Source organism: Streptomyces sp. CB02400, from assembly GCF_001905725.1.
GTDB classification, from domain to species: Bacteria; Actinomycetota; Actinomycetes; order Streptomycetales; family Streptomycetaceae; genus Streptomyces; species Streptomyces atrovirens.
On the sequence record NZ_LIWB01000006.1, the window covers coordinates 139124 to 163371 of the forward strand.

General features: G+C 69.6%; 19 protein-coding genes. 13 read left to right on the forward strand and 6 right to left on the reverse strand.

Translation table 11 applies throughout. The features are described from left to right. Window position 1: 1 nt before the first annotated feature. The 3 genes from glpK to AMK33_RS16760 form a co-directional block, all read right to left on the reverse strand. Window positions 2-1540 carry a glycerol kinase GlpK gene (gene glpK, locus AMK33_RS16750; protein ID WP_073933628.1) on the reverse strand — a complete coding sequence of 513 codons (1539 nt, stop codon included), beginning with the start codon at window positions 1538-1540 and terminating at the stop codon, window positions 2-4. Window positions 1541-1605: 65 nt separating this feature from the next. Next, complete coding sequence (locus AMK33_RS16755; protein WP_073933629.1) at window positions 1606-2400, reverse strand: MIP/aquaporin family protein; 795 nt, start codon at window positions 2398-2400, stop codon at window positions 1606-1608. Between the two features lie 333 nt (window positions 2401-2733). Then, entirely contained in the window at window positions 2734-3498 is a 765-nt protein-coding gene (locus tag AMK33_RS16760) for an IclR family transcriptional regulator (protein WP_073933630.1), read from the reverse strand. A 298-nt stretch (window positions 3499-3796) separates the two neighbouring features. On the opposite strand from AMK33_RS16760, the gene metH reads away from it, so the two are divergent. The 4 genes from metH (at window position 3797) to AMK33_RS16780 (ending at window position 11838) form a co-directional block, all read left to right on the forward strand. Beyond that, the gene (gene metH, locus AMK33_RS16765) at window positions 3797-7309 is read left to right on the forward strand and encodes a methionine synthase (protein WP_073933631.1); all 3513 of its coding nucleotides are present in this window, start codon (window positions 3797-3799) and stop codon (window positions 7307-7309) included. A 117-nt stretch (window positions 7310-7426) separates the two neighbouring features. After that, window positions 7427-8128, forward strand: a complete 702-nt coding sequence (locus tag AMK33_RS16770; protein ID WP_073933632.1) for an HAD family hydrolase — start codon at window positions 7427-7429, stop codon at window positions 8126-8128. Window positions 8129-8573: 445 nt separating this feature from the next. Beyond that, window positions 8574-10181, forward strand: a complete 1608-nt coding sequence (locus AMK33_RS16775; protein ID WP_073933633.1) for an ABC transporter substrate-binding protein — start codon at window positions 8574-8576, stop codon at window positions 10179-10181. Window positions 10182-10254: 73 nt separating this feature from the next. After that, a complete protein-coding gene (locus AMK33_RS16780; protein WP_073933634.1) occupies window positions 10255-11838 on the forward strand; it encodes an ABC transporter substrate-binding protein in 1584 nt (527 codons plus the stop codon). 61 nt (window positions 11839-11899) lie between these two features. On the opposite strand, the gene AMK33_RS16785 is transcribed toward AMK33_RS16780, so the two are convergent. Further along, on the reverse strand, window positions 11900-12571 hold the full coding sequence (locus tag AMK33_RS16785) for a response regulator (RefSeq protein ID WP_073933635.1): 672 nt from the start codon (window positions 12569-12571) through the stop codon (window positions 11900-11902). Between the two features lie 14 nt (window positions 12572-12585). Next, window positions 12586-13518 (reverse strand): RecB family exonuclease, encoded by a 933-nt coding sequence (locus AMK33_RS16790; protein ID WP_073933636.1) that lies wholly within the window; start codon window positions 13516-13518, stop codon window positions 12586-12588. Between the two features lie 171 nt (window positions 13519-13689). Between AMK33_RS16790 and AMK33_RS16795 the strand changes: the two genes are divergently transcribed. From AMK33_RS16795 to AMK33_RS16805, 3 genes are all read left to right on the forward strand, one after another. Continuing rightward, window positions 13690-15306, forward strand: coding sequence for a site-2 protease family protein (locus AMK33_RS16795; RefSeq protein ID WP_073933637.1), 1617 nt, complete (start codon window positions 13690-13692; stop codon window positions 15304-15306). A gap of 59 nt (window positions 15307-15365) precedes the next feature. Beyond that, window positions 15366-16268, forward strand: coding sequence for a tRNA (adenine-N1)-methyltransferase (locus AMK33_RS16800; RefSeq protein ID WP_073933638.1), 903 nt, complete (start codon window positions 15366-15368; stop codon window positions 16266-16268). A gap of 237 nt (window positions 16269-16505) precedes the next feature. Further along, window positions 16506-17084: a hypothetical protein gene (locus tag AMK33_RS16805; protein ID WP_073933639.1), complete on the forward strand. Its 579-nt coding sequence runs from the start codon at window positions 16506-16508 to the stop codon at window positions 17082-17084. Between the two features lie 78 nt (window positions 17085-17162). Here the strand turns inward: AMK33_RS16805 and AMK33_RS16810 are convergent, their stop codons facing one another. Beyond that, entirely contained in the window at window positions 17163-17468 is a 306-nt protein-coding gene (locus tag AMK33_RS16810) for a ferredoxin (RefSeq protein ID WP_073933640.1), read from the reverse strand. 245 nt (window positions 17469-17713) lie between these two features. Here AMK33_RS16810 and arc point away from each other — a divergent pair, with 245 nt between their 5' ends. The 6 genes from arc to prcA all read left to right on the forward strand — a co-directional run bounded on the left by arc (window position 17714) and on the right by prcA (window position 23882). Next, window positions 17714-19480 carry a proteasome ATPase gene (arc, locus tag AMK33_RS16820; protein WP_073933642.1) on the forward strand — a complete coding sequence of 589 codons (1767 nt, stop codon included), beginning with the start codon at window positions 17714-17716 and terminating at the stop codon, window positions 19478-19480. A 231-nt stretch (window positions 19481-19711) separates the two neighbouring features. Further along, window positions 19712-21223, forward strand: coding sequence for a depupylase/deamidase Dop (gene dop, locus AMK33_RS16825; RefSeq protein WP_344560510.1), 1512 nt, complete (start codon window positions 19712-19714; stop codon window positions 21221-21223). Between the two features lie 178 nt (window positions 21224-21401). Next, window positions 21402-21620 carry a ubiquitin-like protein Pup gene (locus tag AMK33_RS16830; protein WP_073933868.1) on the forward strand — a complete coding sequence of 73 codons (219 nt, stop codon included), beginning with the start codon at window positions 21402-21404 and terminating at the stop codon, window positions 21618-21620. A 126-nt stretch (window positions 21621-21746) separates the two neighbouring features. Beyond that, entirely contained in the window at window positions 21747-22259 is a 513-nt protein-coding gene (locus tag AMK33_RS16835; protein ID WP_079194890.1) for an endonuclease VII domain-containing protein, read from the forward strand. Beyond that, on the forward strand, window positions 22211-23056 hold the full coding sequence (prcB, locus tag AMK33_RS16840; protein WP_073933645.1) for a proteasome subunit beta: 846 nt from the start codon (window positions 22211-22213) through the stop codon (window positions 23054-23056). The genes AMK33_RS16835 and prcB overlap by 49 nt, the downstream gene beginning before the upstream one ends. A 67-nt stretch (window positions 23057-23123) precedes the next feature. Beyond that, on the forward strand, window positions 23124-23882 hold the full coding sequence (gene prcA, locus AMK33_RS16845; protein WP_073933646.1) for a proteasome subunit alpha: 759 nt from the start codon (window positions 23124-23126) through the stop codon (window positions 23880-23882). The last annotated feature ends 366 nt before the right edge of the window (window positions 23883-24248 follow it).

The following is a 24248-nucleotide window of genomic DNA, read 5'->3' on the forward strand; positions in this document are numbered from 1 at the left end:
CTTACTCCTCGTCCTCGAGCCAGCCCATGGTCCGCTCTACGGCCTTGAGCCAGCTCTTGTACTCACGGTCGCGGGTCTCCGCGTCCATGCGGGGGGTCCACTCGGCGGCCCGCCGCCAGTTGGCGCGCAGGTCGTCGGTGCTGTTCCAGAAGCCGACGGCGAGGCCGGCGGCGTAGGCGGCGCCGAGGCAGGTGGTCTCGGCGACCATCGGACGCACCACGGGGGCGTCCAGGAAGTCCGAGAGCGTCTGCATCAGCAGGTTGTTGGAGGTCATGCCGCCGTCGACCTTGAGGGCGGTCAGCTCCACGCCGGAGTCCTTCGTCATGGCGTCCGCGATCTCACGGGTCTGCCAGGCGGTGGCCTCCAGCACGGCGCGCGCGAGGTGCGCCTTGGTGACGTACCGGGTCAGGCCGGCGATCACACCGCGGGCGTCGGAGCGCCAGTACGGGGCGAACAGGCCGGAGAAGGCCGGTACGAAGTAGGCGCCGCCGTTGTCCTCGACGGTCAGGGCGAGGGTCTCGATCTCGGCGGCGGTGGAGATCAGGCCCATCTGGTCGCGCATCCACTGCACCAGCGAGCCGGTGACGGCGATCGAGCCCTCCAGGGCGTAGACCGGCTTCTGGTCGCCGATCTGGTAGCCGACCGTGGTCAGCAGGCCGCTGTAGGAGTTGATGATCTTGTCGCCGGTGTTCATCACCATGAAGGTGCCGGTGCCGTACGTCGACTTGGTCTCGCCCTCGGCGAAACAGGTCTGGCCGAACAGGGCCGCCTGCTGGTCGCCCAGCGCGGAGGCGACCGGGATGCCGCCGAGCAGCTCGCCCAGCCTGCCGCCGGTGATCTCGCCGTAGACCTCGGCGGAGGAGCGGATCTCGGGCAGCATCGCCAGCGGGACGCCGATGGACTCGGCGATCTTCTCGTCCCACCGCATGGTGTGCAGGTTCATCAGCATCGTGCGGGAGGCGTTGGTGACGTCGGTGACGTGGTGGCCGCCGTCGACGCCGCCGGTCAGGTTCCAGATGACCCAGGTGTCCATGGTGCCGAAGAGGATGTCGCCCGCCTCGGCGCGCTCCTTGAGGCCGTCGACGTTGTCGAGCAGCCAGCGGGCCTTGGGCCCGGCGAAGTAGGAGGCCAGGGGCAGGCCGGTCTCGCGGCGGAAGCGGTCCTGGCCGACGTTGCGGCCGAGTTCGCGGCAGAGGGCGTCGGTGCGGGTGTCCTGCCAGACGATGGCGTTGTGGACCGGCTCACCGGTGTTCTTGTCCCACAGCACGGTGGTCTCGCGCTGGTTGGTGATGCCGATGGCCTTGATGTCGTCGCGGGTGATGCCGGCCTTCTCGACGGCCCCGGCGACGACCTCCTGGACGTTGGTCCAGATCTCGGTGGCGTCGTGCTCGACCCAGCCGGGCTTGGGGAAGATCTGCTCGTGCTCCTTCTGGTCGACGGAGACGATGCGCCCGTCGCGGTCGAAGACGATGCAGCGGGAGGAGGTGGTGCCCTGGTCGATGGCGGCGATGAACGGGCCGGCGGTGTGGGCGTCGGTCACTGTGTGCTCCTGGAGTTCCTTGGTTACGGGGCGGTACGTACGGCGCTGCGGAAAGGTGCCGGTGCCTACGCGAAGGCGACGTTGTAGAGGCCGGCCGCGAGGGCGCCGCCGATCAGCGGGCCGACCACCGGGATCCAGGCGTAGGACCAGTCGGAACCACCCTTGTTCGGCAGCGGCAGCAGGGCGTGCACGACGCGCGGGCCGAGGTCACGGGCCGGGTTGATGGCGTAACCGGTCGGGCCGCCCAGCGACAGACCGATCGAGACGACGACGAGCGCCGTGATCAGACCGCCCAGCACGCCCAGGCCGTTGCCCGCGTCGTTCAGGCCCTGGGTGAGGATGGCGAGCAGCAGCACGAAGGTGCCGACGATCTCCGTGGCGAGGTTCTGCACCGTGTGCCGGATCTCCGGGCCGGTGGAGAAGACGCCGAGCACCGGGCCCGCGCCCTTCTCCTGCGCCTCGACCGCCTTGGCGGCGGTGGCCTGCGCGCCCGGGCCGCCGACGATCTCCTTGTCGGTGAGGTGGGCCAGGAACTGGCCGTAGTAGGCGACCCAGACCAGGGTCGCGCCGATCATCGCGCCGAGGAACTCTCCGGCGAAATAGACCGGAACGTTGCTCCACTCGCCGTCCTTGACGGCGAGCGCCACGGTGACGGCCGGGTTGAGGTGGGCGCCGGAGAGCGGTGCCGAGATGTACACCGCCGTCATGACGGCGAAGCCCCACCCGAAGGCGATGGCGAGCCAGCCGGCGTTACGGGCCTTGGAGGCCTTCAGCGTCACGGCGGCGCAGACGCCGCCACCGAGCAGGATGAGTATGGCGGTACCGATGGTCTCGCCGATGAAGATGTCGGAGCTGGACACCCGCGACTCCTTTGTCCTTCGTCCAGGGAAGCCGACCCCCGGGTCCCACCGGGGATTGGCGCCCTCAGGGGTGAGAGCGATGCCGGCCCTTGGCGTTGTCACACTCTAACTCGTATTGCCGGTAGGTGTTCGACAATGCCGACCGATGGACGGGAGTCTTTCCCGGCGCCTCGCGGGCGTCAAGAGTTTGGTTATCGAAAACGCGATCGTTATTGATCGCCCCGGGTTATCGATCTTCGCGGCGGTTGCGCCGACTCGCGCCCGGCCTGTCCGCCCCGGGGCACGGCTGCGACCGGAACGCCGTACGGCGTCCCGGTCACCCGTGTGTTCCGCTCAGAACCGCCCGGCGCCCAGGTCCCGCGACACCGCGCGGGCGCAGTCCCGTACCGCCGCGATCAGCTCGGGCCGCAGCTCGCCGTCCCGGCGCAGCCGCTCCACCGCCCCCGTGATGCCCACCGCGCCCACCGGCATGCGCCGCCGGTCGTGGATGGGGGCGGCGACGGCGGCGACGCCCTCCCAGGTCTCCTCCACGTCCGCCGCGTAGCCACGCGCGCGGGTGAGGTCGAGGATGCGTTCGAAGTCGTCCGGATCGCACACCGTGCGGTCGGTGAAAGGCTTGCGGTCGGCCTCCAGGGCCTCGCTGTGGGCCACCGGGTCGTAGGCCGACAGCACCTTCCCCAGGGCGGTGGAGTGCAGCGGCTGCATGGCCCCTATCTCCAGGACCTGCCGGCTGTCGTCCGGCCGGAAGACGTGGTGCACGATCAGCACGCCCTGCTGGTGCAGCACGCCGAGGTAGACGCTCTCGCCGCTGGAGCGGGCCAGGTCGTCCGTCCACACCAGGGCGCGCGCCCGCAGCTCGTGCACGTCGAGGTAGGTGGTGCCCAGGCGCAGCAGCTCGGCGCCCAGCTGGTAGCGCCCGGAGGCGTCGTCCTGCTCGACGAACCCCTCCTGCTGGAGGGTGCGCAGGATGCCGTGGGCGGTGCCCTTGGCGAGGCCCAGCGACGAGGCGATGTCCGACAGGCCGAGCCGCCGCTCGCCGCCCGCCAGCAGGCGCAGCATCGCCGCCGCCCGTTCGAGCGACTGGATGTTCCGTGCCATCGCCGTGCTGCCTCCGTCCCCTTCGGCCGTCTACCCGCGACCGCCGCTGCCGCTGTTCGGCATTGTCGAACACTACCGGTCGATGCCGACCTCCCGCCAATGGTCGGTCGTGATCGGTTCCGCCACCCGTACCCCGTGCGTCGGTTGTCGGCCATCATGGTCCGCCCCGTGGACGCCCTGAACATCAGGGAGCGGTCCCGGATACCCTGGCGTGGTGCGCCCAGCCGGGGACGCTCCGTGAGGGGATCCCGGGCAGCCGCAAAGCCGACAGCCGTCGCACCCAGAGGGAGCCCCTTTCATGGCCTCGTTGCCGCAGACCCCTTCCGCCGACAGCCGGACCCGTGTGTCCGCCCTCCGCGAAGCGCTCGCCACCCGGGTGGTGGTCGCCGACGGAGCCATGGGCACCATGCTCCAGGCCCAGGACCCCACGCTCGAGGACTTCCAGAACCTCGAGGGCTGCAACGAGATCCTGAACCTGACGCGCCCGGACATCGTCCGTTCGGTCCACTCCGAGTACTTCGCCGCCGGGGTCGACTGCGTCGAGACGAACACCTTCGGCGCCAACCTCACCGCCCTGGGCGAGTACGACATCCCGGAGCGCGTCGCCGAGCTGTCCGAGGCGGGCGCCCGCATCGCCCGCCAGACGGCCGACGAGTACGCCGCGCGGGACGGCCGCACCCGCTGGGTGCTGGGCTCGATGGGACCCGGCACCAAGCTGCCCACCCTCGGCCACACCACCTTCACCGCCATCCGGGACGCCTACCAGCAGAACGCCGAGGGCCTGCTCGCGGGCGGCGCGGACGCGCTGCTGGTGGAGACGACCCAGGACCTGCTGCAGACCAAGGCCTCCGTGATCGCCGCCCGCCGCGCGATGGGGACCGCCGGGTTCGAGGTCCCGCTGATCGTGTCGGTCACGGTCGAGACCACCGGCACCATGCTGCTCGGCTCCGAGATCGGCGCCGCGCTCACCGCGCTGGAACCGCTGGGCATCGACATGATCGGCCTGAACTGCGCCACCGGCCCGGCCGAGATGAGCGAGCACCTGCGCCACCTGGCCCGCCACTCCCGCAGCCGGCTGTCCTGCATGCCCAACGCCGGCCTGCCGGAACTCACCAGGGACGGCGCCCGCTACCCGCTCTCCCCGGGGGAGCTGGCGGACGCCCAGGAGAACTTCGTACGCGACTACGGCCTGTCCCTGGTGGGCGGCTGCTGCGGCACCACGCCCGAGCACCTGCGGCAGCTCGTGGAGCGCGTGCGCGACCTCGCCCCGGCCGAGCGCGACCCGCGCCCGGAGCCCGGCGCGGCCTCCCTCTACCAGACCGTCCCCTTCCGCCAGGACACCTCCTACCTGGCGATCGGTGAGCGGACGAACGCCAACGGATCGAAGAAGTTCCGCGAGGCGATGCTCGAGGGCCGCTGGGACAACTGCGTGGAGATGGCCCGCGAGCAGATCCGCGAGGGCGCGCACATGCTGGACCTGTGCGTGGACTACGTGGGCCGCGACGGCGTCGCCGACATGGAGGAACTGGCCGGACGCTTCGCCACCGCCTCCACCCTGCCGATCGTCCTGGACTCCACCGAGGTCGACGTCATCCGGGCCGGGCTGGAGAAGCTCGGCGGCCGCGCGGTGATCAACTCGGTGAACTACGAGGACGGCGCCGGCCCCGAGTCCCGGTTCGCCCGCGTCACCCGGCTGGCCCAGGAGCACGGCGCCGCGCTGATCGCGCTCACCATCGACGAGGTGGGCCAGGCCCGTACCGCCGAGAAGAAGGTCGAGATCGCCGAGCGGCTGATCGACGACCTGACCGGCAACTGGGGCATCCGCGAGGAGGACATCCTCGTCGACTGCCTCACCTTCACCATCTGCACCGGCCAGGAGGAGTCCCGCAAGGACGGCCTGGCCACCATCGAGGGCATCCGCGAGCTGAAGAAGCGCCACCCCAAGGTGCAGACCACGCTGGGCCTGTCGAACATCTCCTTCGGCCTCAACCCGGCCGCCCGCATCCTGCTGAACTCGGTCTTCCTCGACGAGTGCGTCAAGGCCGGCCTGGACTCGGCGATCGTCCACGCGTCGAAGATCCTGCCCATCGCCCGCTTCAGCGAGGAAGAGGTCACCACGGCCCTCGACCTCATCTACGACCGCCGCGCCGAGGGCTACGACCCGCTCCAGAAGCTGATGGCGCTCTTCGAGGGCGCCACCGCCAAGTCCCTCAAGGCCGGCAAGGCCGAGGAACTGGCCGCGCTGCCCCTGGAGGAGCGTCTCAAGCGCCGCATCATCGACGGCGAGCGCAACGGCCTGGAGGCCGACCTGGACGAGGCCCTGGGGACCCGCAAGGCCCTCGACATCGTCAACGACACCCTCCTGGACGGCATGAAGGTGGTCGGCGAGCTGTTCGGCTCCGGCCAGATGCAGCTGCCGTTCGTGCTCCAGTCCGCCGAGGTGATGAAGAACGCCGTCGCGCACCTCGAGCCGCACATGGAGAAGACCGACGAGGCCGGCAAGGGCACCATCGTGCTGGCCACCGTGCGCGGCGACGTGCACGACATCGGCAAGAACCTGGTCGACATCATCCTGTCGAACAACGGCTACAACGTCGTCAACCTGGGCATCAAGCAGCCGGTCTCCGCGATCCTGGACGCCGCCGACGAACACAAGGCCGACGTCATCGGCATGTCCGGGCTGCTGGTGAAGTCCACGGTGATCATGAAGGAGAACCTGGAGGAGCTCAACCAGCGCGGCCTGGCCACCGACTACCCGGTGATCCTCGGCGGCGCCGCCCTCACCCGCGCCTACGTCGAGCAGGACCTGCACGAGATCTACCAGGGCGAGGTTCGCTACGCCCGCGACGCCTTCGAGGGCCTGCGCCTGATGGACGCCCTCATCGGCATCAAGCGCGGAGTGCCCGGCGCGAAGCTGCCCGAACTGAAGCAGCGCCGGGTCCGCGCGGCCACCGTGGAGATCGAGGAGCGGCCCGAGGAGGGGCACGTCCGCTCCGACGTCGCCACCGACAACCCGGTCCCCACCCCGCCCTTCAAGGGCACCCGCGTCGTCAAGGGCATCCAGCTCAAGGAGTACGCGAGCTGGCTCGACGAGGGCGCCCTGTTCAAGGGCCAGTGGGGCCTGAAGCAGGCCCGCACCGGCGACGGGCCGACCTACGAGGAGCTGGCCGAGACCGAGGGCCGGCCCAGGCTGCGCGGACTGCTCGACCGGCTCCAGACGGAGAACCTGCTGGAGGCGGCCGTGGTCTACGGCTACTTCCCGTGCGTCTCCAAGGACGACGACCTGATCATCCTGGACGAGCAGGGCAACGAGCGCACCCGCTTCACCTTCCCGCGCCAGCGCCGCGGCCGCCGGCTGTGCCTGGCGGACTTCTTCCGCCCGGAGGAGTCCGGCGAGACCGACGTGGTCGGCCTCCAGGTGGTCACGGTCGGCTCGAGGATCGGCGAAGAGACCGCCCGGATGTTCGAGGCCAACGCCTACCGCGACTACCTGGAGCTGCACGGGCTCTCCGTACAGCTCGCGGAGGCCCTCGCCGAGTACTGGCACGCGCGCGTGCGCTCCGAACTCGGCTTCGCGGGCGAGGACCCGGCCGCGATGGAGGACATGTTCGCCCTGAAGTACCGGGGCGCCCGCTTCTCCCTCGGCTACGGCGCCTGCCCCGACCTGGAGGACCGCGCCAAGATCGCCGCCCTGCTCGAACCCGAGCGCATCGGCGTGCACCTGTCCGAGGAGTTCCAGCTGCACCCCGAGCAGTCCACGGACGCCATCGTCATCCACCACCCGGAGGCCAAGTACTTCAACGCCCGCTGAGGCGCCAGGAGTCACACCAGGCGTTCCGGGCGCACACGACGTACACTGGTCGGTCCACCGCAGGCCGGTTCCCCCCGTGGGAACCGGCCTGGTCGTCCCTGTGAAGGAGGTACGCGGATGACCAGTACGGTCCCCGCGCTCGGAACCCAGTCGGCCGAGGGCTCGGCCCTGCAGGCCGTCCTCCTCGACATGGACGGCACCCTGGTGGACACCGAGGGCTTCTGGTGGGACGTCGAGGTCGAGGTCTTCGCCTCCCTCGGCCACGCCCTCGACGAGTCCTGGCGCCATGTCGTGGTCGGCGGCCCCATGACCCGCAGCGCGGGGTTCCTCATCGAGGCCACCGGCGCCGACATCGGCCTGCCCGAGCTGACGGTGCTGCTCAACGACGGCTTCGAGGACCGCATCGACCACGCCCTGCCGCTGATGCCGGGCGCCGCGCGGCTGCTCGCCGAGCTGTCCGAGTACGAGGTCCCCACGGCGCTCGTCTCCGCCTCCCACCGGCGCATCATCGACCGGGTGCTGAAGACGCTGGGCCCGCAGCACTTCGCGCTGTCGGTCGCCGGCGACGAGGTGCCGCGCACCAAGCCGCACCCCGACCCGTATCTCGCGGCCGCCGCCGGGCTCGGTGTGGATCCCGTGCGGTGCGCCGTCGTCGAGGACACCGTGACCGGTGTCGCCGCCGCCGAGGCGGCGGGCTGCCAGGTCGTCGCGGTGCCCTCGGTGGGCCCGATCGTCCCGGCCGCCCGGCGGACGGTCGTACCCTCCCTGGAAGTCGTGGACCTGTCATTCCTGCGCGGTCTGATGACGGAAATGCGCTAGGCGTTCACCCAGCGCAGCGGTGTTACCGCCGGAATTCCCGCCACTCGGCTTCTCGGGCCCGGACACACGCGCCCGAAAGAATTCGACCCGCTTGCCGGTGGCCGAATTCCGGTACCGTCGAGCCCGTTTTCACATGTGAGGTTCACCACATGGAAGAGGCTCGACAACGATGTCCTCCTGTGCCTTCCGCACCATTTCGGAGGTCATCGATACGCCTTTGTGTCCTGATTCATGAGAAGCTGCACCAATCATTCCCCGGTCGCCTTTACCGGTGCGTTCACACCCGGTCTCACTGCGTGATGTGCCCTCAACTCCGGCGGCTGCGAACCCTCCTGCGGGCGCGGACTAATGTCATCGCGAGAACCTCGCCCCCATCCCCGTGTTCCGCTGCGACAACCCCCGCATGCCGGATACACGGAGTCGACAGTCCTGGAGAAACTCGAGCATGAACCGCAAGACTTTGGTGCTGGCGGCCGCGATGGGCCTGCTCGCCCCGGTGCTCGCCGCCTGTGGCGACAGTGAGGGCGGGAGCGGAGACGGCGACGCGATCGTCGTGGGCACCACGGACCGGTTCACCGCATCCAAGGAGGACGGTCCCGCGCCCCTCGACCCGGCCTGGGCCTACGACGTCGGTACCTGGAACATCCTGCGGCAGACCGTGCAGACCCTGATGGTGCAGCCGCGGGGCGACGGCGAGCCGGTGCCCGAGGCCGCCGAGTCGTGCGGATTCACCGACGCCGGCAACGAGCGCTACAGCTGCACCCTGCGCGACGGTCTGAAGTTCTCGAGCGGCGACGCGATCACCGCGGAGGACGTGAAGTTCTCCATCGAGCGCGCCCTCTCCATCAAGGGCGACAGTGGTGTGTTCGCACTGCTGTCCACCATCGACACCATCGAGACGCAGGGCGACCGCGAGGTGATCTTCCACCTCAAGAGCGCCGACGCCACCTTCCCGTACAAGCTGTCCACCCCGGTCGCGGGCATCGTCAACCCGGACGACTACGACAAGGACAAGCTGCGCGAGGGCTTCGAGGTCGACGGCTCCGGCCCCTACACCCTCGAGGGCAAGGTCGAGGACGGCACGATGGTCAGTGCCACCTTCACCAAGAACCCCTCCTACAAGGGCGCGCTGGAGGTGAACAACGACAAGGTCGAGATGATCTCCTACGACAGTGCCGAGGCCATGGGCGAGGCGCTGGAGAAGGGCGACATCGACCTCATGACCCGCACCATGTCGCCGGAGCAGATCCAGGAGCTCAGCACCGCCACCGACGACGAGATCGAGCTGGTCGAGTCGCCCGGTCTGGAGATCCGCTACCTGGCGTTCAACACCGAGGCCCCCAGCGTGGAGGACAAGGCCGTCCGCCAGGCGATGGCCCAGCTCATCAACCGCAGCGAGCTGGTCGGCAACGTCTACGGCTCCCAGGCCGAGCCGCTGTTCTCGCTGGTCCCCGCCGGCGTCACCGGTCACTCCAACGCGTTCTTCAACAAGTACGGCGACCCGAGCGTGTCCGAGGCCCGCGAGCTGCTGGAGGAGGCCGGCGTCAGCATCCCGGTGAAGCTGACGCTGCACTACACGCACGACCACTACGGCCCCGCCGCCAAGACGGAGTTCGAGCAGCTGAGCAAGCAGCTCAACGACAGCGGTCTGTTCGAGACCGACATCAAGAGCGAGACCTGGACCAAGTTCAAGACCGCCGCTCAGAACGAGAAGTACGACGTCTACGGCATGGGTTGGTTCCCCGACTACCCGGACGCCGACGCCTTCACCGCCCCCTTCCTCGACAAGGACAACTTCCTCAGCTCGCCCTACGCCAACTCCGAGATCATCAACGAGCTGATCCCCGAGTCGCGCCGCCAGGCCGACCGGCTGTCCGCCTCCGACAGCCTCACGAAGATCCAGGACATCGTCGCCAAGGACGTCCCGGTGCTTCCGCTGTGGCAGGGCAAGCAGTACGTCGCAGCCCGCGACGGCGTCACCGGCACCGCCTACGCGCTCAACTCCTCCTCGACTCTCCAGCTGTGGGAGCTCGGGCGCGGCGTCAGCGAGTAACGAAACCGCACGAAAACGCATGAACCCGGACCGGTGGCGCGGTCCGGGCGGCAAGAACGACAAGGCATAGCACGTGAATTTGCGTAACCCGTGGCCAGTCCTGCCCATCGTGGCGGGGCTGGCCTCCGGCCTGTTGACCGGCTGTGGCACCGAGAGCGGCGACGCGGGGGCCGACGGCTCCGGCGTCGTGGTGGGGATGTCCGACGACGTCCTGTCCACCGACCCCGCCTCCGGCTACGACCCCGGCTCCTGGCTGTTGTTCAACAACGTCTTCCAGTCGCTGCTCGGCTTCCCCAAGGGAGCCACCGAGCCGCAGCCGGACGCCGCCGAGAGCTGCGGCTTCGCGGACGCCGGCACCAAGGTCTACCGCTGCACGCTGCGGGACGGGCTGAAGTTCAGCAACGGTGACCCGCTCACCTCGAAGGACGTGAAGTTCTCCTTCGACCGCATGCTGAAGATCAACGACCCCGACGGGCCCGCGATCATGTTCTCCACGCTGGAGAAGGTCAGCACCCCCGACGAGAAGACGGTCGTCTTCGAACTCAACACACCCGACGCCACCTTCCCCAGCAAGATCGCGTCCGGTGCCGGTTCCATCGTCGACCACCGCGAGTACGACGCCGACGGACTGCGCGAGGACGGGGAGGCGGTCGGCTCCGGCCCGTACCGGCTGGACTCGTTCGCCAACGACCGCGCCGTCTTCTCCGTCAACGAGCACTACAAGGGCAGCGCCGAGACCAAGAACTCCGGCGTGACCCTGGAGTTCTTCCACGGCGACCAGAACGCCCTGAAGAAGGCCGTACAGGGCGCCGAGGTCGACATCGCCTACCGCGGCCTCACCGCCGAGGCCATCAACGACATCGACCGGGCCGACGACGGCACCGGCGGCGTCGAGATCGTCGAGGGCAGCAGCGCCGAGGTCCAGCACCTTGTCTTCAACATGGACGACCCGGTCGCAGGGAAACTCGGCGTGCGCCGGGCCATCGCCCATCTGATCGACCGTGACGCCCTCGTCCGGGACGTCCACCAGGGCACGGCCAGCCCGCTGTACTCGATCGTCCCGGCCGGCATCGGCGGCCACAACACCGCCTTCTTCGACACCTACGGCGCCCGCCCCTCCAAGGCCAAGGCCGCCGCAGCGCTGGAGGAGGAGGGCATCACCGGCAAGGTGAAGCTGACCCTGTGGTCCACCCCGTCCCGCTACGGCCCGGCCACCGACCAGGAACTGAAGGCGATCGCCGGACAGCTCAACGCGAGCGGACTGTTCGACGCCGACGTCGAGTCGGTGCCCTTCGCCCAGTACGAGAAGGACATCGCGGCCGGCGAGTACGGCGTCTACGTCAAGGGCTGGGTGCCCGACTACCCGGACGCAGACAACTTCACTGGTCCCTTCTTCGGCGAGGGCAACGTGCTGGACAACAACTACGACGCCGGCACGATCACCGAGAAGCTCCTCCCGCGCACGGCCGCCCAGAGCGACCGCTCCGCCACCGAGGAGGACTTCGGCCGGATCCAGGACATCGTCGCCGAGGACATCCCCGTCCTCCCGGTCTGGCAGGCCAAGCAGTACGCGGTCGTCCGGGACGGCGTGTACGGCCTGGAGTACTGCCTCGACGCCTCGACCGTGTTCCGGTTCTGGGAGCTGAGCAAGGGCTGACGCCGCACCGGTACGACGAGGGCGCCCTCCCTGTCGAGGAGGGCGCCCTCGTCGTACCGCGCTACTGCGCGCCGGGGCGCACCAGCCCGCTCTCGTAGGCGTACACCGCCGCCTGCACCCGGTCGCGCAGCCCCAGTTTGGTCAGCACATGGCCGACGTGCGTCTTGACGGTGGTCTCGCTGACGAACAGATCGGCGGCGATCTCCGCGTTGGACAGCCCGCGCGCCACCAGCTTCAGCACCTCGACCTCACGCTCGGTCAGCGTGTGCAGCGTGTCCGGCACCGGCTCGTCACCGGACGGCAGATGCGTGGCGTACTTGTCCAGCAGCCGGCGCGTGATGCTCGGCGCGAGCATCGCCTCCCCGGCGGCCACCACACGGATCGCCTGCACCAGCTCGTTGGCCGGGGCGTCCTTCAGCAGGAAGCCGCTGGCCCCCGCCTTCAGCGCCTCCACCACGTACTCGTCGAGATCGAACGTCGTCAGCACCAGCACCTTCGCCGGCCCGTCCCGCTCGGGCCCGGTGATCTGCCGGGTCGCCTCCACCCCGTCCATCCGCGGCATGCGGATGTCCATCAGCACCACATCGGGCTGCAGCGCCCGCACCTGGTCCAGGGCCTGGAGGCCGTCTCCGGCCTCGCCGACGACCGCGAGATCCTGCTCGGCCTCCAGAATCATCCGGAACCCGGTGCGCAGCAGCGGCTGGTCGTCGACCAGTAGGACGCGGATGGCCACGTAAGTCTCCTTCGCTAGTCCGGCCCCATTCTGCCCTGTTGGGCCCCGCCGGACTCGGGCGCCCTCACCGGCAGGGGGTACGGCGGGGGAGTACCGCCGAACTCCGGGCAGTGCGCCTGGTGGTCGCACCAGCCGCACAGCTTCGTGGGACGCGGGCGCCAGACACCCGTCTCGGTCGCCAGCCGGATCGCGTCCCACAGTGCGAGCAGCTTGCGCTCCACCCGCTCCAGATCCGCGAGCACGGGATCGTAGGTCACCACGTCACCACTGCCGAGGTACACCAGCTGGAGCCGGCGCGGGACCACCTTCTTCAGCCGCCACACCACCAGGGCGTAGAACTTCATCTGGAACAGCGCGCCCTCGGCGTACTCCGGCCGGGGCGCCTTGCCCGTCTTGTAGTCGACGATCCGCACCTCGCCGGTGGGCGCGACGTCCACCCGGTCGATGATGCCGCGCAGTCTCAGCCCGGAGTCCAGCTCCGCCTCGACGAACAGCTCCCGCTCGGCGGGCTCCAGCCGGCTCGGGTCCTCCAGCGAGAACCACCGCTCGACCAGCCTCTCCGCCTCCGCCAGCCAGCGCGCCAGCCGCTCGCCCTCCGGATCGTCGGCGAACAGCTCCATGACCTCCGGCCTGGTCTCGCGCAGCCGGTCCCACTGACCCGGGACCAGCGACTTCGCCCGGGGCGCGGTGCGGTCGGCGGCCGGGGCGTCGAAGAGCCGCTCCAGCACCGCGTGCACCAGCGTGCCCCTGGTCGCCGCCTCGCTCGGCTTCTCCGGCAGCCGGTCGATGACCCGGAACCGGTACAGCAGCGGGCACTGCATGAAGTCACTCGCACGCGAGGGGGACAGCGACGCGGGCGGTATGGCGGTGGCCGTGCCCGCCCGTACGCCCACGGTGCCCGGGCCGCCGCCGTCGGCCCGCTCCTCGCCCTCGATGCTCGTCTCCATGCCCACAGACCTTACGGCCCGCCACTGACAGCGCGTGACGACGGGGAGGGAAGGGGAAGGAGGGGAAGAGACAGGGTGCCGGAGCGGAACGCGCGGCGCGGGCCGCATACCATCGACACGAGACCCTCCCGTCCGGCAGGCACGGGAGACGCAGCGAACGAGGGGACACCGGTGGACGTAAGCGGCGGGCGCGGACAGCCGCGACCCGGCAACGACGAGTCGCCCGACCACACGGGCCCTCGCCCCCCGGCCCCCGACCCCTCCGTCCACGGGCCCGAACACCCCCAGCCCTCGGCGGCCGCGGACTCCGCGCCTGCGAACCGCCCCACCGGCGAACATCCCGAGGGCACCCCTGAGCACCCGCGCCCCTCGGACACCACGCCAGGCGAACCCCCCGAGCCCACGGGCGGCCCCACCGACGAACAGCCCAACCACCGCCCCGACCCCCCTGCCGCCGACGGCACTCGTACCGGATCCCAGGCGCCTGGCGCCGGCCCTGAGGGGCCGAGGCCCCTGGGTGCCGGGTCCGGGGAGTCCCCGGCGTCCGCGGGCGGGCCCGGTGACGAGCGTGGTGGGGGGCGGTCGCCGGCTCGCTCCGGTGCCGGTCAGGCGGCGGCGCCGCAGCGGCCGCAGGAGAAGCAGCGGGGTGGGCTGCTGATGGGGCGCCCGTTCGGAGTGCCCGTGTACGTGGCACCCAGCTGGTTCCTCGTCGCCATCCTCATCACCTGGGTGTTCGGCGGACAGATCGACCGCGTGCTGCCCGAGCTCGGCGCCGCCAGCTACCTCGTCTCCCTGTTCTTCGCGGTCGCCTTCTACGCCTCCGTCCTGGTCCACGAGCTCGCCCACACCCTCGCCGCCCTCCGCTTCGAGCTCCCGGTGCGCCGCATCCAGCTCCAGTTCTTCGGCGGCGTCTCCGAGATCGAGAAGGAGGCCGAGACCCCCGGCCGCGAGTTCGTGCTGGCCTTCGTCGGCCCCCTGCTCTCCCTCGTCCTGGCCGGCCTCTTCTATCTCGGGCTGCTTGCCGTCGACCCCAGCAGCGTCCCCGGCGTCCTGCTGGCCGGCCTGATGATCTCCAACCTCATCGTCGCCGTCTTCAACCTCCTGCCCGGCCTCCCCCTGGACGGCGGCCGCATGCTCCGCGCCGTCGTCTGGGCGATCAGCGGCAAACCCATGACCGGCACCATCGCCGCCGCCTGGGTCGGCCGCGCCCTCGCCGTCGCCGTCCTGATCGGCCTCCCGCTGCTCACCCAGTCCGGCGCCCTCGGCTCCGACGCCGTCGACAACGTGGGCATGGACACCGTCCTGGACGCCCTGCTCGCCGCCATCCTCGCCGCGATCATCTGGACCGGCGCCGGCAACAGCCTGCGCATGGCACGGCTGCGCGAGCACCTCCCCGAACTGCGCGCCCGCAACCTCACCCGTCGCGCGGTGCCCGTCGAGACCGACACACCCCTCTCCGAGGCCCTGCGCCGGGCCAACGCCGCCGGTGCCCGCGCCCTGGTCGTCGTCGACCCCGACGGCGTCCCCCTCTCCCTGGTCCGCGAGGCCGCCATCGTCGGCGTACCCGAACACCGCCGCCCCTGGGTACCGGTCGGCGGACTCGCCCAGGACCTCACCGACGGCATGCACGTCTCCGCCGAGCTCGCCGGAGAGGACCTCCTGGACGCCCTGCGCGCCACCCCGGCCACCGAGTACCTGGTGGTCGAGGACAGCGGCGAGATCTACGGCGTCCTGTCCGCGGCCGACGTCGAGCGGGCCTTCGTGAAGGCGATGGCGCGGCCCAGCTGAACCTCCCGCCCGCACCGGCGGTGGTCGGCGCCCCCTCCCGGGACGGGTAGGCTGTTCACATGTCCGAACCGACCGGTGCCGCCCGCAGGCGCGGGCCCTTCAAGGTCGGGGACCAGGTTCAGCTGACCGACCCCAAGGGCCGCCACTACACGTTCACGCTCGAGGCCGGGAAGAACTTCCACACCCACAAGGGTTCCTTCCCCCACGACGAACTGATCGGCGCTCCCGAGGGCAGCGTTGTCCGCACCACCGGGAACGTCGCCTACCTCGCGCTGCGCCCCCTGCTCCCCGACTACGTCCTGTCCATGCCCCGCGGGGCAGCCGTCGTCTACCCCAAGGACGCGGGGCAGATCCTCGCCTTCGCCGACATCTTCCCCGGCGCGCGCGTCGTCGAGGCCGGCGTCGGCTCCGGCTCGCTCAGCAGCTTCCTGCTGCGCGCCATCGGCGACCAGGGCATGCTGCACTCCTACGAGCGCCGCGAGGACTTCGCCGACATCGCCCGGCAGAACGTCGAGCGCTACTTCGGCGGCCCGCACCCCGCCTGGCAGCTCACCGTCGGCGACCTCCAGGACAACCTGTCCGACACCGACGTCGACCGCGTCATCCTCGACATGCTCGCCCCCTGGGAGTGCCTGGAGGCCGTCTCCAAGGCGCTCGTCCCCGGCGGCATCCTGTGCTGCTACGTCGCCACCACCACCCAGCTCGCCCGGACCGTCGAGTCCATCCGCGAGATCGGCTGCTTCAACGAGCCGACCTCCTGGGAGACGATGATCCGCAACTGGCACATCGAGGGCCTGGCCGTCCGCCCGGACCACCGGATGATCGGCCACACCGGCTTCCTGCTCACCGCCCGCCGCCTCGCCGACGGTGTCGAGCCGCCCATGCGCCGCCGCCGCCCCGCCAAGGGCGCCTACGGCGAGGACTACGCAGGACCCAACGCCGACGGAGGCGCCGCCCGCTGACGCGGCCCGCCACCCCCACAACGAACAGGCGCCGTGGCGCAGTTCCCGGCAACCGCCGGGAACTGCGCCACGGCGTCCTCGCGTTGACCCGACGACCCGACCGACGGCACGGAGAGCGAAACCCTTCCCGGTTCCCCCGCACCGGAACCGCACACCCCCGCCGTTCCCTCCGTACTGTGACGTGTGGCACGATGCTGGCCACCCCCACCGGCACAGCCCTCACAGGAGACACTCCTAGTGCAGCCATCCGCCGTCCCGGAGCTCGCCCACACGCACACCCGGCCCATCCACTGGGTCGCCACCGCCACGGCTCTCGCCGGTGTCGTGGCCCTCTCCCCGGTCCTGGGGCCCGACGCCGCCACCGCGGCCCCGACGCCCGGACCGCACACCAAGAGCGCCCCGGCGCGCATCGCCCCGCCCGACCCCGCCGCCGCCGAGTTCCCCCTCGACTGCGGCAGGGTGAAGGCCGTGGTGAAGAAGAAGGCGTCCGGCGACCTCGACGGCGACGGCCGCCCGGAGACGGTGGCCGTGGTCCACTGCGACTCCCCGATGGGCACCCCGCCCGACGGCGTGTACGTCCTCACCCAGGGCGCGGGCGGTACGGCACCGCGCGTGGTCGCCACCCTCGCCGGCCCCGAGGACCGCACCAACGTCGGCGACTTCGCCGTACGTGACGGCGAGGTCACCGCCGTACTCTTCGGCTACTCCTCCGCCGACGTGCCCAGTTGCTGCCCCGATGTGCGCGAGAACGTGAAATGGCGGTGGGAGAACGGCGCGTTCGTGCGGTCCACCCCGTCCGGCGCCAGGAGTGTGTGACCCGCGCGCGGGCGTACGGCGGGGGCGCACCCCGGTGTGTGATAAATCAGACAGTCGTGACGCGCCGTATCAAACCGATCACCCGGCGTCCGGCCCGTACACCTCGGCGCCGTCCGAAACCCGACGGACGTGAATGCACTCGCCCGGACACTCCTTCGCCGAGTCGACCACATCCGTGAGAAGCGGCAGCGGCACGGGCGTTGTCGCCCCCTTGTCCTGCAACAACTCGTCCTGCGGGCTCTTCACATAGGCCAGACCGTCGATGTCCAGCTCGAACACCTCGGGCGCGTACTGGGCGCAGATGCCGTCACCGGTACACAGGTCCTGGTCGATCCAGACCTCCAGGGCCTCGCCACCGACTCCGGTCTCCTGCCGCACGCTCATCTCTCCTGCCGTTTCCTGCGTCGAACCGAACGGGAATCCGGCCAGCTCTGACGGGTGTTGAACACTTCGACCCTACCTTCGCCTGGGTTCCAATCATCTTCGGTGGGTATTCCCCTGGCGTGAGGGAGAGCGCAAGGGTGAAGATCGGACACACCCCGACCGTCTTTGTGATCTAGGGGTTTCAATCGACACCCGCCCAGGTAGGGTCTGGAAGCGTCCAGCTCCCCTTGGAGGAGGTGAGGACCGTGGCAGCCCACGACGACGACATGAACCGCGGCATCCGCCCAGGACGCGGGTCCGACGACCCGGCCGGGCAGATTGCCTATCTTGAGCAGGAGATCGCCGTCCTGCGACGCAAGCTCGCCGACTCTCCGCGACACACGAGGATTCTCGAAGAGCGGATCGTCGAGCTGCAGACCAACCTGGCCGGCGTGTCCGCCCAGAACGAACGACTCGCCGGCACGCTCCGTGAGGCCCGCGACCAGATCGTGGCCCTCAAGGAGGAGGTCGACCGGCTCGCGCAGCCCCCGGCCGGCTTCGGGGTCTTCCTCACGGCGAACGAGGACGGCACGGCCGACATCTTCACCGGCGGCCGCAAGCTCCGGGTGAACGTCAGCCCCGGCGTCGAGCTGGAGGACCTCCGGCGCGGCCAGGAGGTGATGCTCAACGAAGCGCTCAACGTGGTCGAGGCCATGGAGTTCGAGCGCGTCGGCGACATCGTCACCCTCAAGGAGATCCTCGAGGACGGCGAGCGGGCACTCGTGCTCGGGCACACCGACGAGGAACGGGTGGTGCGGCTCGCCGAGCCGCTGCTGGACGTCACCATCCGCCCCGGCGACGCCCTGCTCATGGAGCCCCGCTCCGGATACGTCTACGAGGTCGTCCCCAAGAGCGAGGTCGAGGAACTCGTCCTCGAGGAAGTCCCCGACATCGGCTACGAGCAGATCGGCGGCCTCGGCGGCCAGATCGAGGCCATCCGCGACGCGGTCGAGCTGCCGTACCTCTACCCGGACCTGTTCAAGGAGCACGAACTGCGGCCGCCCAAGGGCGTGCTGCTCTACGGGCCCCCCGGATGCGGCAAGACGCTCATCGCCAAGGCCGTCGCCAACTCGCTGGCCAAGAAGGTCGCCGAGGTCACCGGCCAGGCCGCAGGCAAGAGCTTCTTCCTCAACATCAAGGGCCCCGAGCTGCTGAACAAGTACGTCGGCGAGACCGAGCGGCAGATCCGCCTGGTCTTCCAGCGGGCCCGGGAGAAGGCCAGCGAGGGCACCCCCGTCATCGTCTTCTTCGACGAGATGGAATCCCTCTTCCGTACCCGCGGCTCCGGCGTCAGCTCGGACGTGGAGAACACCATCGTCCCGCAGCTGCTCGCCGAGATCGACGGCGTGGAAGGCCTGCAGAACGTGGTCGTGATCGGCGCCTCCAACCGCGAGGACATGATCGACCCCGCCATCCTGCGGCCCGGCCGACTGGACGTGAAGATCAAGATCGAGCGTCCGGACGCCGAGGCGGCCCAGGACATCTTCGGCAAGTACCTCACCGAGCGCCTCCCGCTGCACGGCGACGACCTCACCGAGCACGGCGGCGACAAGGCCATGACGGTCCAGAGCATGATCCAGACCGCCGTGGAACAGATGTACGCCGAATCCGAGGAGAACCGCTTCCTGGAAGTCACCTACGCCAACGGCGACAAGGAAGTCCTCTACTTCAAGGACTTCAATTCCGGCGCCATGATCGAAAACATCGTGGGCCGCGCCAAGAAGATGGCGATCAAGGACTTCCTGGAGAAGAACCAGAAGGGTCTCCGCGTCTCCCACCTGCTCCAGGCCTGCGTGGACGAGTTCAAGGAGAACGAGGACCTGCCCAACACCACCAACCCGGACGACTGGGCCCGCATCTCCGGAAAGAAGGGCGAGCGGATCGTTTACATCCGCACCCTCATCACCGGAAAGCAGGGCTCGGACACCGGACGCTCCATCGACACGGTGGCGAACACCGGTCAGTACCTGTAAAAGCCAGGGCGGCTGCGGGTGCCCTCGACGGGTACCCGCAGCCGACTGCTTTTCGGGCCACGGCTGGAGCACAGCAATGACGCAAATGATCTCCCCACCAGCGCAAAGGCGTTCTAGGCTCTTCCGTACCGCCGAGTCGCGCAGTGCGGGGACGGGCACCGCACACGCACCGGAGCGCCGGCGGTACAGCAGCGCCCCCGACCGGGGACGCCGCCGGGCAAGGAGGGCCGCATGACCGTACGGCGAGTAATGGGCATCGAGACGGAGTACGGCATCTCCGTCCCCGGCCACCCCAACGCCAATGCCATGCTCACCTCGTCCCAGATCGTGAACGCCTACGCGGCGGCGATGCACCGGGCCCGCCGGGCCCGCTGGGACTTCGAGGAGGAGAACCCGCTGCGGGACGCACGAGGCTTCGACCTCGCCCGTGAGGCCGCCGACGCCAGCCAGCTCACCGACGAGGACATCGGCCTGGCCAACGTCATCCTCACCAACGGCGCGCGGCTCTACGTCGACCACGCCCATCCGGAGTACAGCGCCCCCGAGGTCACCAACCCGCGCGACGCCGTCCTCTGGGACAAGGCCGGCGAGCGGATCATGGCCGAGGCGGCGGAACGCGCCGGACAGCTTCCCGGCGCCCAGCCGATCCACCTGTACAAGAACAACACCGACAACAAGGGCGCGTCCTACGGCACGCACGAGAACTACCTGATGAAGCGGGAGACACCCTTCTCGGACATCGTGCGCCACCTGACGCCGTTCTTCGTCTCCCGCCAGGTCTTCACCGGCGCCGGCCGCGTCGGCATCGGCCAGGACGGCCACGAACACGGCTTCCAGCTCAGCCAGCGGGCGGACTACTTCGAGGTCGAGGTGGGGCTCGAGACCACCCTGAAGCGGCCGATCATCAACACCCGGGACGAGCCGCACGCCGACGCCGAGAAGTACCGGCGGCTGCATGTGATCATCGGCGACGCGAACCTGTCCGAGATCTCGACGTACCTGAAGCTGGGTACGACGGCGCTGGTCCTGTCCATGATCGAGGACGGGTTCATCGCGGTGGACCTGGCGGTCGACCAGCCGGTACGGACACTGCACCAGGTGTCGCACGATCCGTCCCTGAAGCGGCTCGTCACGCTGCGCAGCGGGCGGACGCTGACCGCCGTACAGCTCCAGATGGAGTACTTCGAGCTGGCTCGTAAGTACGTGGAGGAGCGGTTCGGGGCGGACGCCGACGAGCAGACCAAGGACGTGCTGGTCCGCTGGGAGGACACGCTCACGCGGCTGGAGAACGACCCGATGAGCCTGGCAGGCGAGCTGGACTGGGTCGCCAAGCGGGAGCTCATGGAGGGCTACCGGCGCAGGGACGGCCTGGACTGGGACGCCGCCCGGCTGCACCTGGTGGACCTGCAGTACGCCGACGTACGCCCCGAGAAGGGCCTCTACAACCGTCTGGTGGCCCGGGGGCGGATGAAGCGGCTGCTGGACGAGGGAGAGGTCGAGCGGGCCCGTACGAAGCCTCCGGAGGACACCCGCGCGTACTTCCGCGGGCGCTGTCTGGAGCAGTACGCGGACGACGTCGCGGCGGCCTCCTGGGACTCGGTGATCTTCGATCTGCCGGGCCGGGACTCGCTCCAGCGGGTCCCAACCCTGGAACCGCTTCGCGGAACGCGTAATCACGTCAAGGAGCTCCTGGACCGCTGCCGTACGGCAGAAGACCTGGTCAGGGTGTTGTCGGGACACTGAGCGGGTACCGGGGGTACCCGGGAAGGGCCGGCCGGACAGGGTGGAAAACGCCGGGTCCGGGAATCATCGAGATGGTCCCCGTACGTTGGAGCAACTGCGGGGGCATTGTCGGACCCGGCGAGTAGGGTCTGATCTTGACCGAGCAAGTGTGTCGGGCGAACCGAGCGGGGTGAGGGTGATGGCGACCAAGGACACCGGCGGCGGACAGCAGAAGGCCACCCGGTCCACGGAGGAGGTCGAGGAGCAGGCGTCGGAGGCGCAGGCTTCGGAGGACCTCAAGGAGCGTCAGGAAAAGCTGAGCGAGGACGTGGACGACGTTCTCGACGAGATCGACGATGTCCTAGAGGCTAACGCCGAGGACTTCGTGAGGTCCTTCGTCCAGAAGGGCGGCCAGTAGGTCGCTTTCACCTTCGAATGGAAGGTGGGGTCGGGGGATTTCTGAGTGAACCAAGGGTCGGATGTGAGGTGCTGTTCGCGCTGCAAGCAGTGCCTGCCACGTGCGGCGTTCGCAAGTAACAAAGCGATGCCCGATGGTCTCCAGGCGTACTGCCGGGAATGCTCCGCCGAGTACTACCGGCTGCGCCAGGAGGCCAAGGGGAAGAAGGTCCGGGAGAAGGTGCCGGTCCCACCGGGGCACGAGCGCTGTCCGCAGTGCGGAGACGTGAAGGCGCACTCCGAGTGGGAGCGCAACAAATCCTCTTCGGACGGCTGGGCGAGCTACTGCCGAACATGCCGGGCGGAACGGAACCGGATCAGTTACTTCAAGCGCAAGTGTGGGCTGACGCCGGCGGACTTGGACGTGTTGGTCGCGGAGCAGCAAGGTATCCGCTGTACATGCCTTGCTGCTCCGGCCGAACATGTGGATCACTGCCATGAGACGGGTAGGGTCCGTGGCGTACTGTGCTTCAGCTGCAACGCGGCGCTGGGGCAGTTCAAGGATCGGCCCGATGCCATAAGGCGGGCTGCCGCATACGTGGAAGGAATCGCGTGGAAGCCAACACTCGTAGCACCGGGCGTCTACCAGCTGCCTTCCTGACGCCGGGATCCTCCTCCTTCATGGACTTCCTCTCCGAGCACCAGCCGGAACTGTTGCCGGGCAAGAGGTCGTTGCCGCCCGTGAAGGGTGTGATCGAGGCGCCGCACGGGACGACGATCGTGGCCGTGACATTCCCGGGTGGCGTCGTGCTCGCCGGTGACCGGCGGGCCACCATGGGGAACGTCATCGCGCAGCGGGACATCGAGAAGGTGTTCCCGGCCGACGAGTACTCGGCGGTGGGGATCGCCGGTACGGCGGGTCTCGCCGTGGAGATGGTGAAGTTGTTCCAGCTGGAGCTGGAGCACTTCGAGAAGGTCGAGGGCGCGCAGCTCTCGCTGGAGGGCAAGGCGAACCGGCTGTCGACGATGATCCGGTCGAATCTGGGCATGGCCATGCAGGGACTGGCCGTTGTTCCGCTGTTCGCCGGGTACGACGTGGACCGGGACAAGGGGCGGATCTTCTCCTACGACGTCACGGGCGGGCGTTCGGAGGAGCAGGGGTACGCCGCGACCGGTTCCGGGTCGATCTTCGCGCGCGGTGCGATGAAGAAGCTGTTCCGGGACGACCTGAGTGAGGCCGAGGCCACCACGCTGGTGGTGCAGGCGCTGTATGACGCGGCAGACGACGACTCGGCGACCGGTGGTCCCGATGTCGCCCGCCGGATCTACCCGATCATCACCGTGATCACCGATGACGGCTTCCGCCGACTCACCGAGGACGAGGCGTCCGGCATCGCCCGGTCGGTGCTGGAGCGGCGGCTGGAGCAGCCGGACGGGCCGCGGGCCTCGCTGCTGTAGGCCGCGCGGGCGGGTTGTTCGGTTGTTTGGTGGTCCAGTGACTTTGACAGAAAGGGACGGATAACCGGTGTCGACGCCGTTCTATGTCTCACCCCAGCAGGCGATGGCGGACCGGGCGGAGTACGCCCGTAAGGGCATCGCCCGTGGTCGCAGCCTTGTCGTGCTGCAGTATGCCGACGGGATCGTGTTCGTCGGTGAGAACCCGTCCCGTGCGCTGCACAAGTTCAGCGAGATCTATGACCGGATCGGGTTCGCCGCGGCCGGCAAGTACAACGAGTACGAGAATCTGCGGATCGGGGGCGTGCGGTACGCCGATCTGCGGGGTTACACCTACGACCGGGACGATGTGACGGCCCGGGGTCTGGCGAACGTGTACGCGCAGACGCTGGGGACGATCTTCTCGAGTGTGGGGGAGAAGCCGTACGAGGTGGAGCTGGTGGTGGCCGAGGTCGGGGAGACCCCGGAGTTCGACCAGATCTACCGGTTGCCGCATGACGGGTCCATCGTGGACGAGCACGGCTCGGTGGCGGTGGGGGGTAACGCGGAGCAGATCAGCGGGTACCTGGATCAGCGGCACCGGGACGGGATGACGCTGGCGGAGGCGCTGAAGCTGGCGGTGCAGGCGTTGTCGCGGGACACCAACGGCAGTGAGCGGGAGATTCCCGCTGAGCGGCTGGAGGTGGCGGTGCTGGACCGTACGCGGCCGCAGAAGCGGAAGTTCAAGCGGATCGGGGGGCGTCAGTTGTCCCGTCTGCTGGAGGCGGGCGGTGCGGAGACGGCCTCCGAGGCGGAGGCCGAGACGGACTCCGGCGGAGACGTCGAGTAGTGGGGGTGCGCGTCTGACGCCTGCGGTGTGCCTCCGGCGGTCGGGTGGGATGCCTGCGGCGGTCGGGTGGGATGCCTGCGGCGCAGCTTTCGGTTCGGTGGGGGCTTGGGTAGCGCCTGCGGCCGGTGGGTGGGTCGGGGCCGCGTCGGGGGTGTCCGTCCTCGGACCGGCGCGGATCACGTCACTTGGAGGGGGCGCGGGGCGCGGACGCGCCAGCCACTGCGGGCGGCCACCCCCGCCCCGTCCCCTCCCCGCCGTGGGCGGCCACCTGCCGCCGTGCTCGTAGGCTGCCGCTGCCGCTGCCGCTGCCGCTGCCGCTGCCGCTCCCCGCGATCCGCGGGCAGTCGTGCCGCCAACCCCCGCCCT

Coding starts and splice junctions, on each gene's coding strand:
- AMK33_RS16790 (WP_073933636.1), bottom strand. CDS start 13,518: ATGGAGACGAGCATCGAGGGCGAGGAGCGGGCCGACGGCGGCGGCCCG.
- AMK33_RS16830 (WP_073933868.1), top strand. CDS start 21,402: ATGGCGACCAAGGACACCGGCGGCGGACAGCAGAAGGCCACCCGGTCC.
- AMK33_RS16770 (WP_073933632.1), top strand. CDS start 7,427: ATGACCAGTACGGTCCCCGCGCTCGGAACCCAGTCGGCCGAGGGCTCG.
- AMK33_RS16835 (WP_079194890.1), top strand. CDS start 21,747: ATGCCCGATGGTCTCCAGGCGTACTGCCGGGAATGCTCCGCCGAGTAC.
- metH (WP_073933631.1), top strand. CDS start 3,797: ATGGCCTCGTTGCCGCAGACCCCTTCCGCCGACAGCCGGACCCGTGTG.
- AMK33_RS16760 (WP_073933630.1), bottom strand. CDS start 3,498: ATGGCACGGAACATCCAGTCGCTCGAACGGGCGGCGGCGATGCTGCGC.
- AMK33_RS16775 (WP_073933633.1), top strand. CDS start 8,574: ATGAACCGCAAGACTTTGGTGCTGGCGGCCGCGATGGGCCTGCTCGCC.
- AMK33_RS16810 (WP_073933640.1), bottom strand. CDS start 17,468: ATGAGCGTGCGGCAGGAGACCGGAGTCGGTGGCGAGGCCCTGGAGGTC.
- dop (WP_344560510.1), top strand. CDS start 19,712: ATGACCGTACGGCGAGTAATGGGCATCGAGACGGAGTACGGCATCTCC.
- AMK33_RS16800 (WP_073933638.1), top strand. CDS start 15,366: ATGTCCGAACCGACCGGTGCCGCCCGCAGGCGCGGGCCCTTCAAGGTC.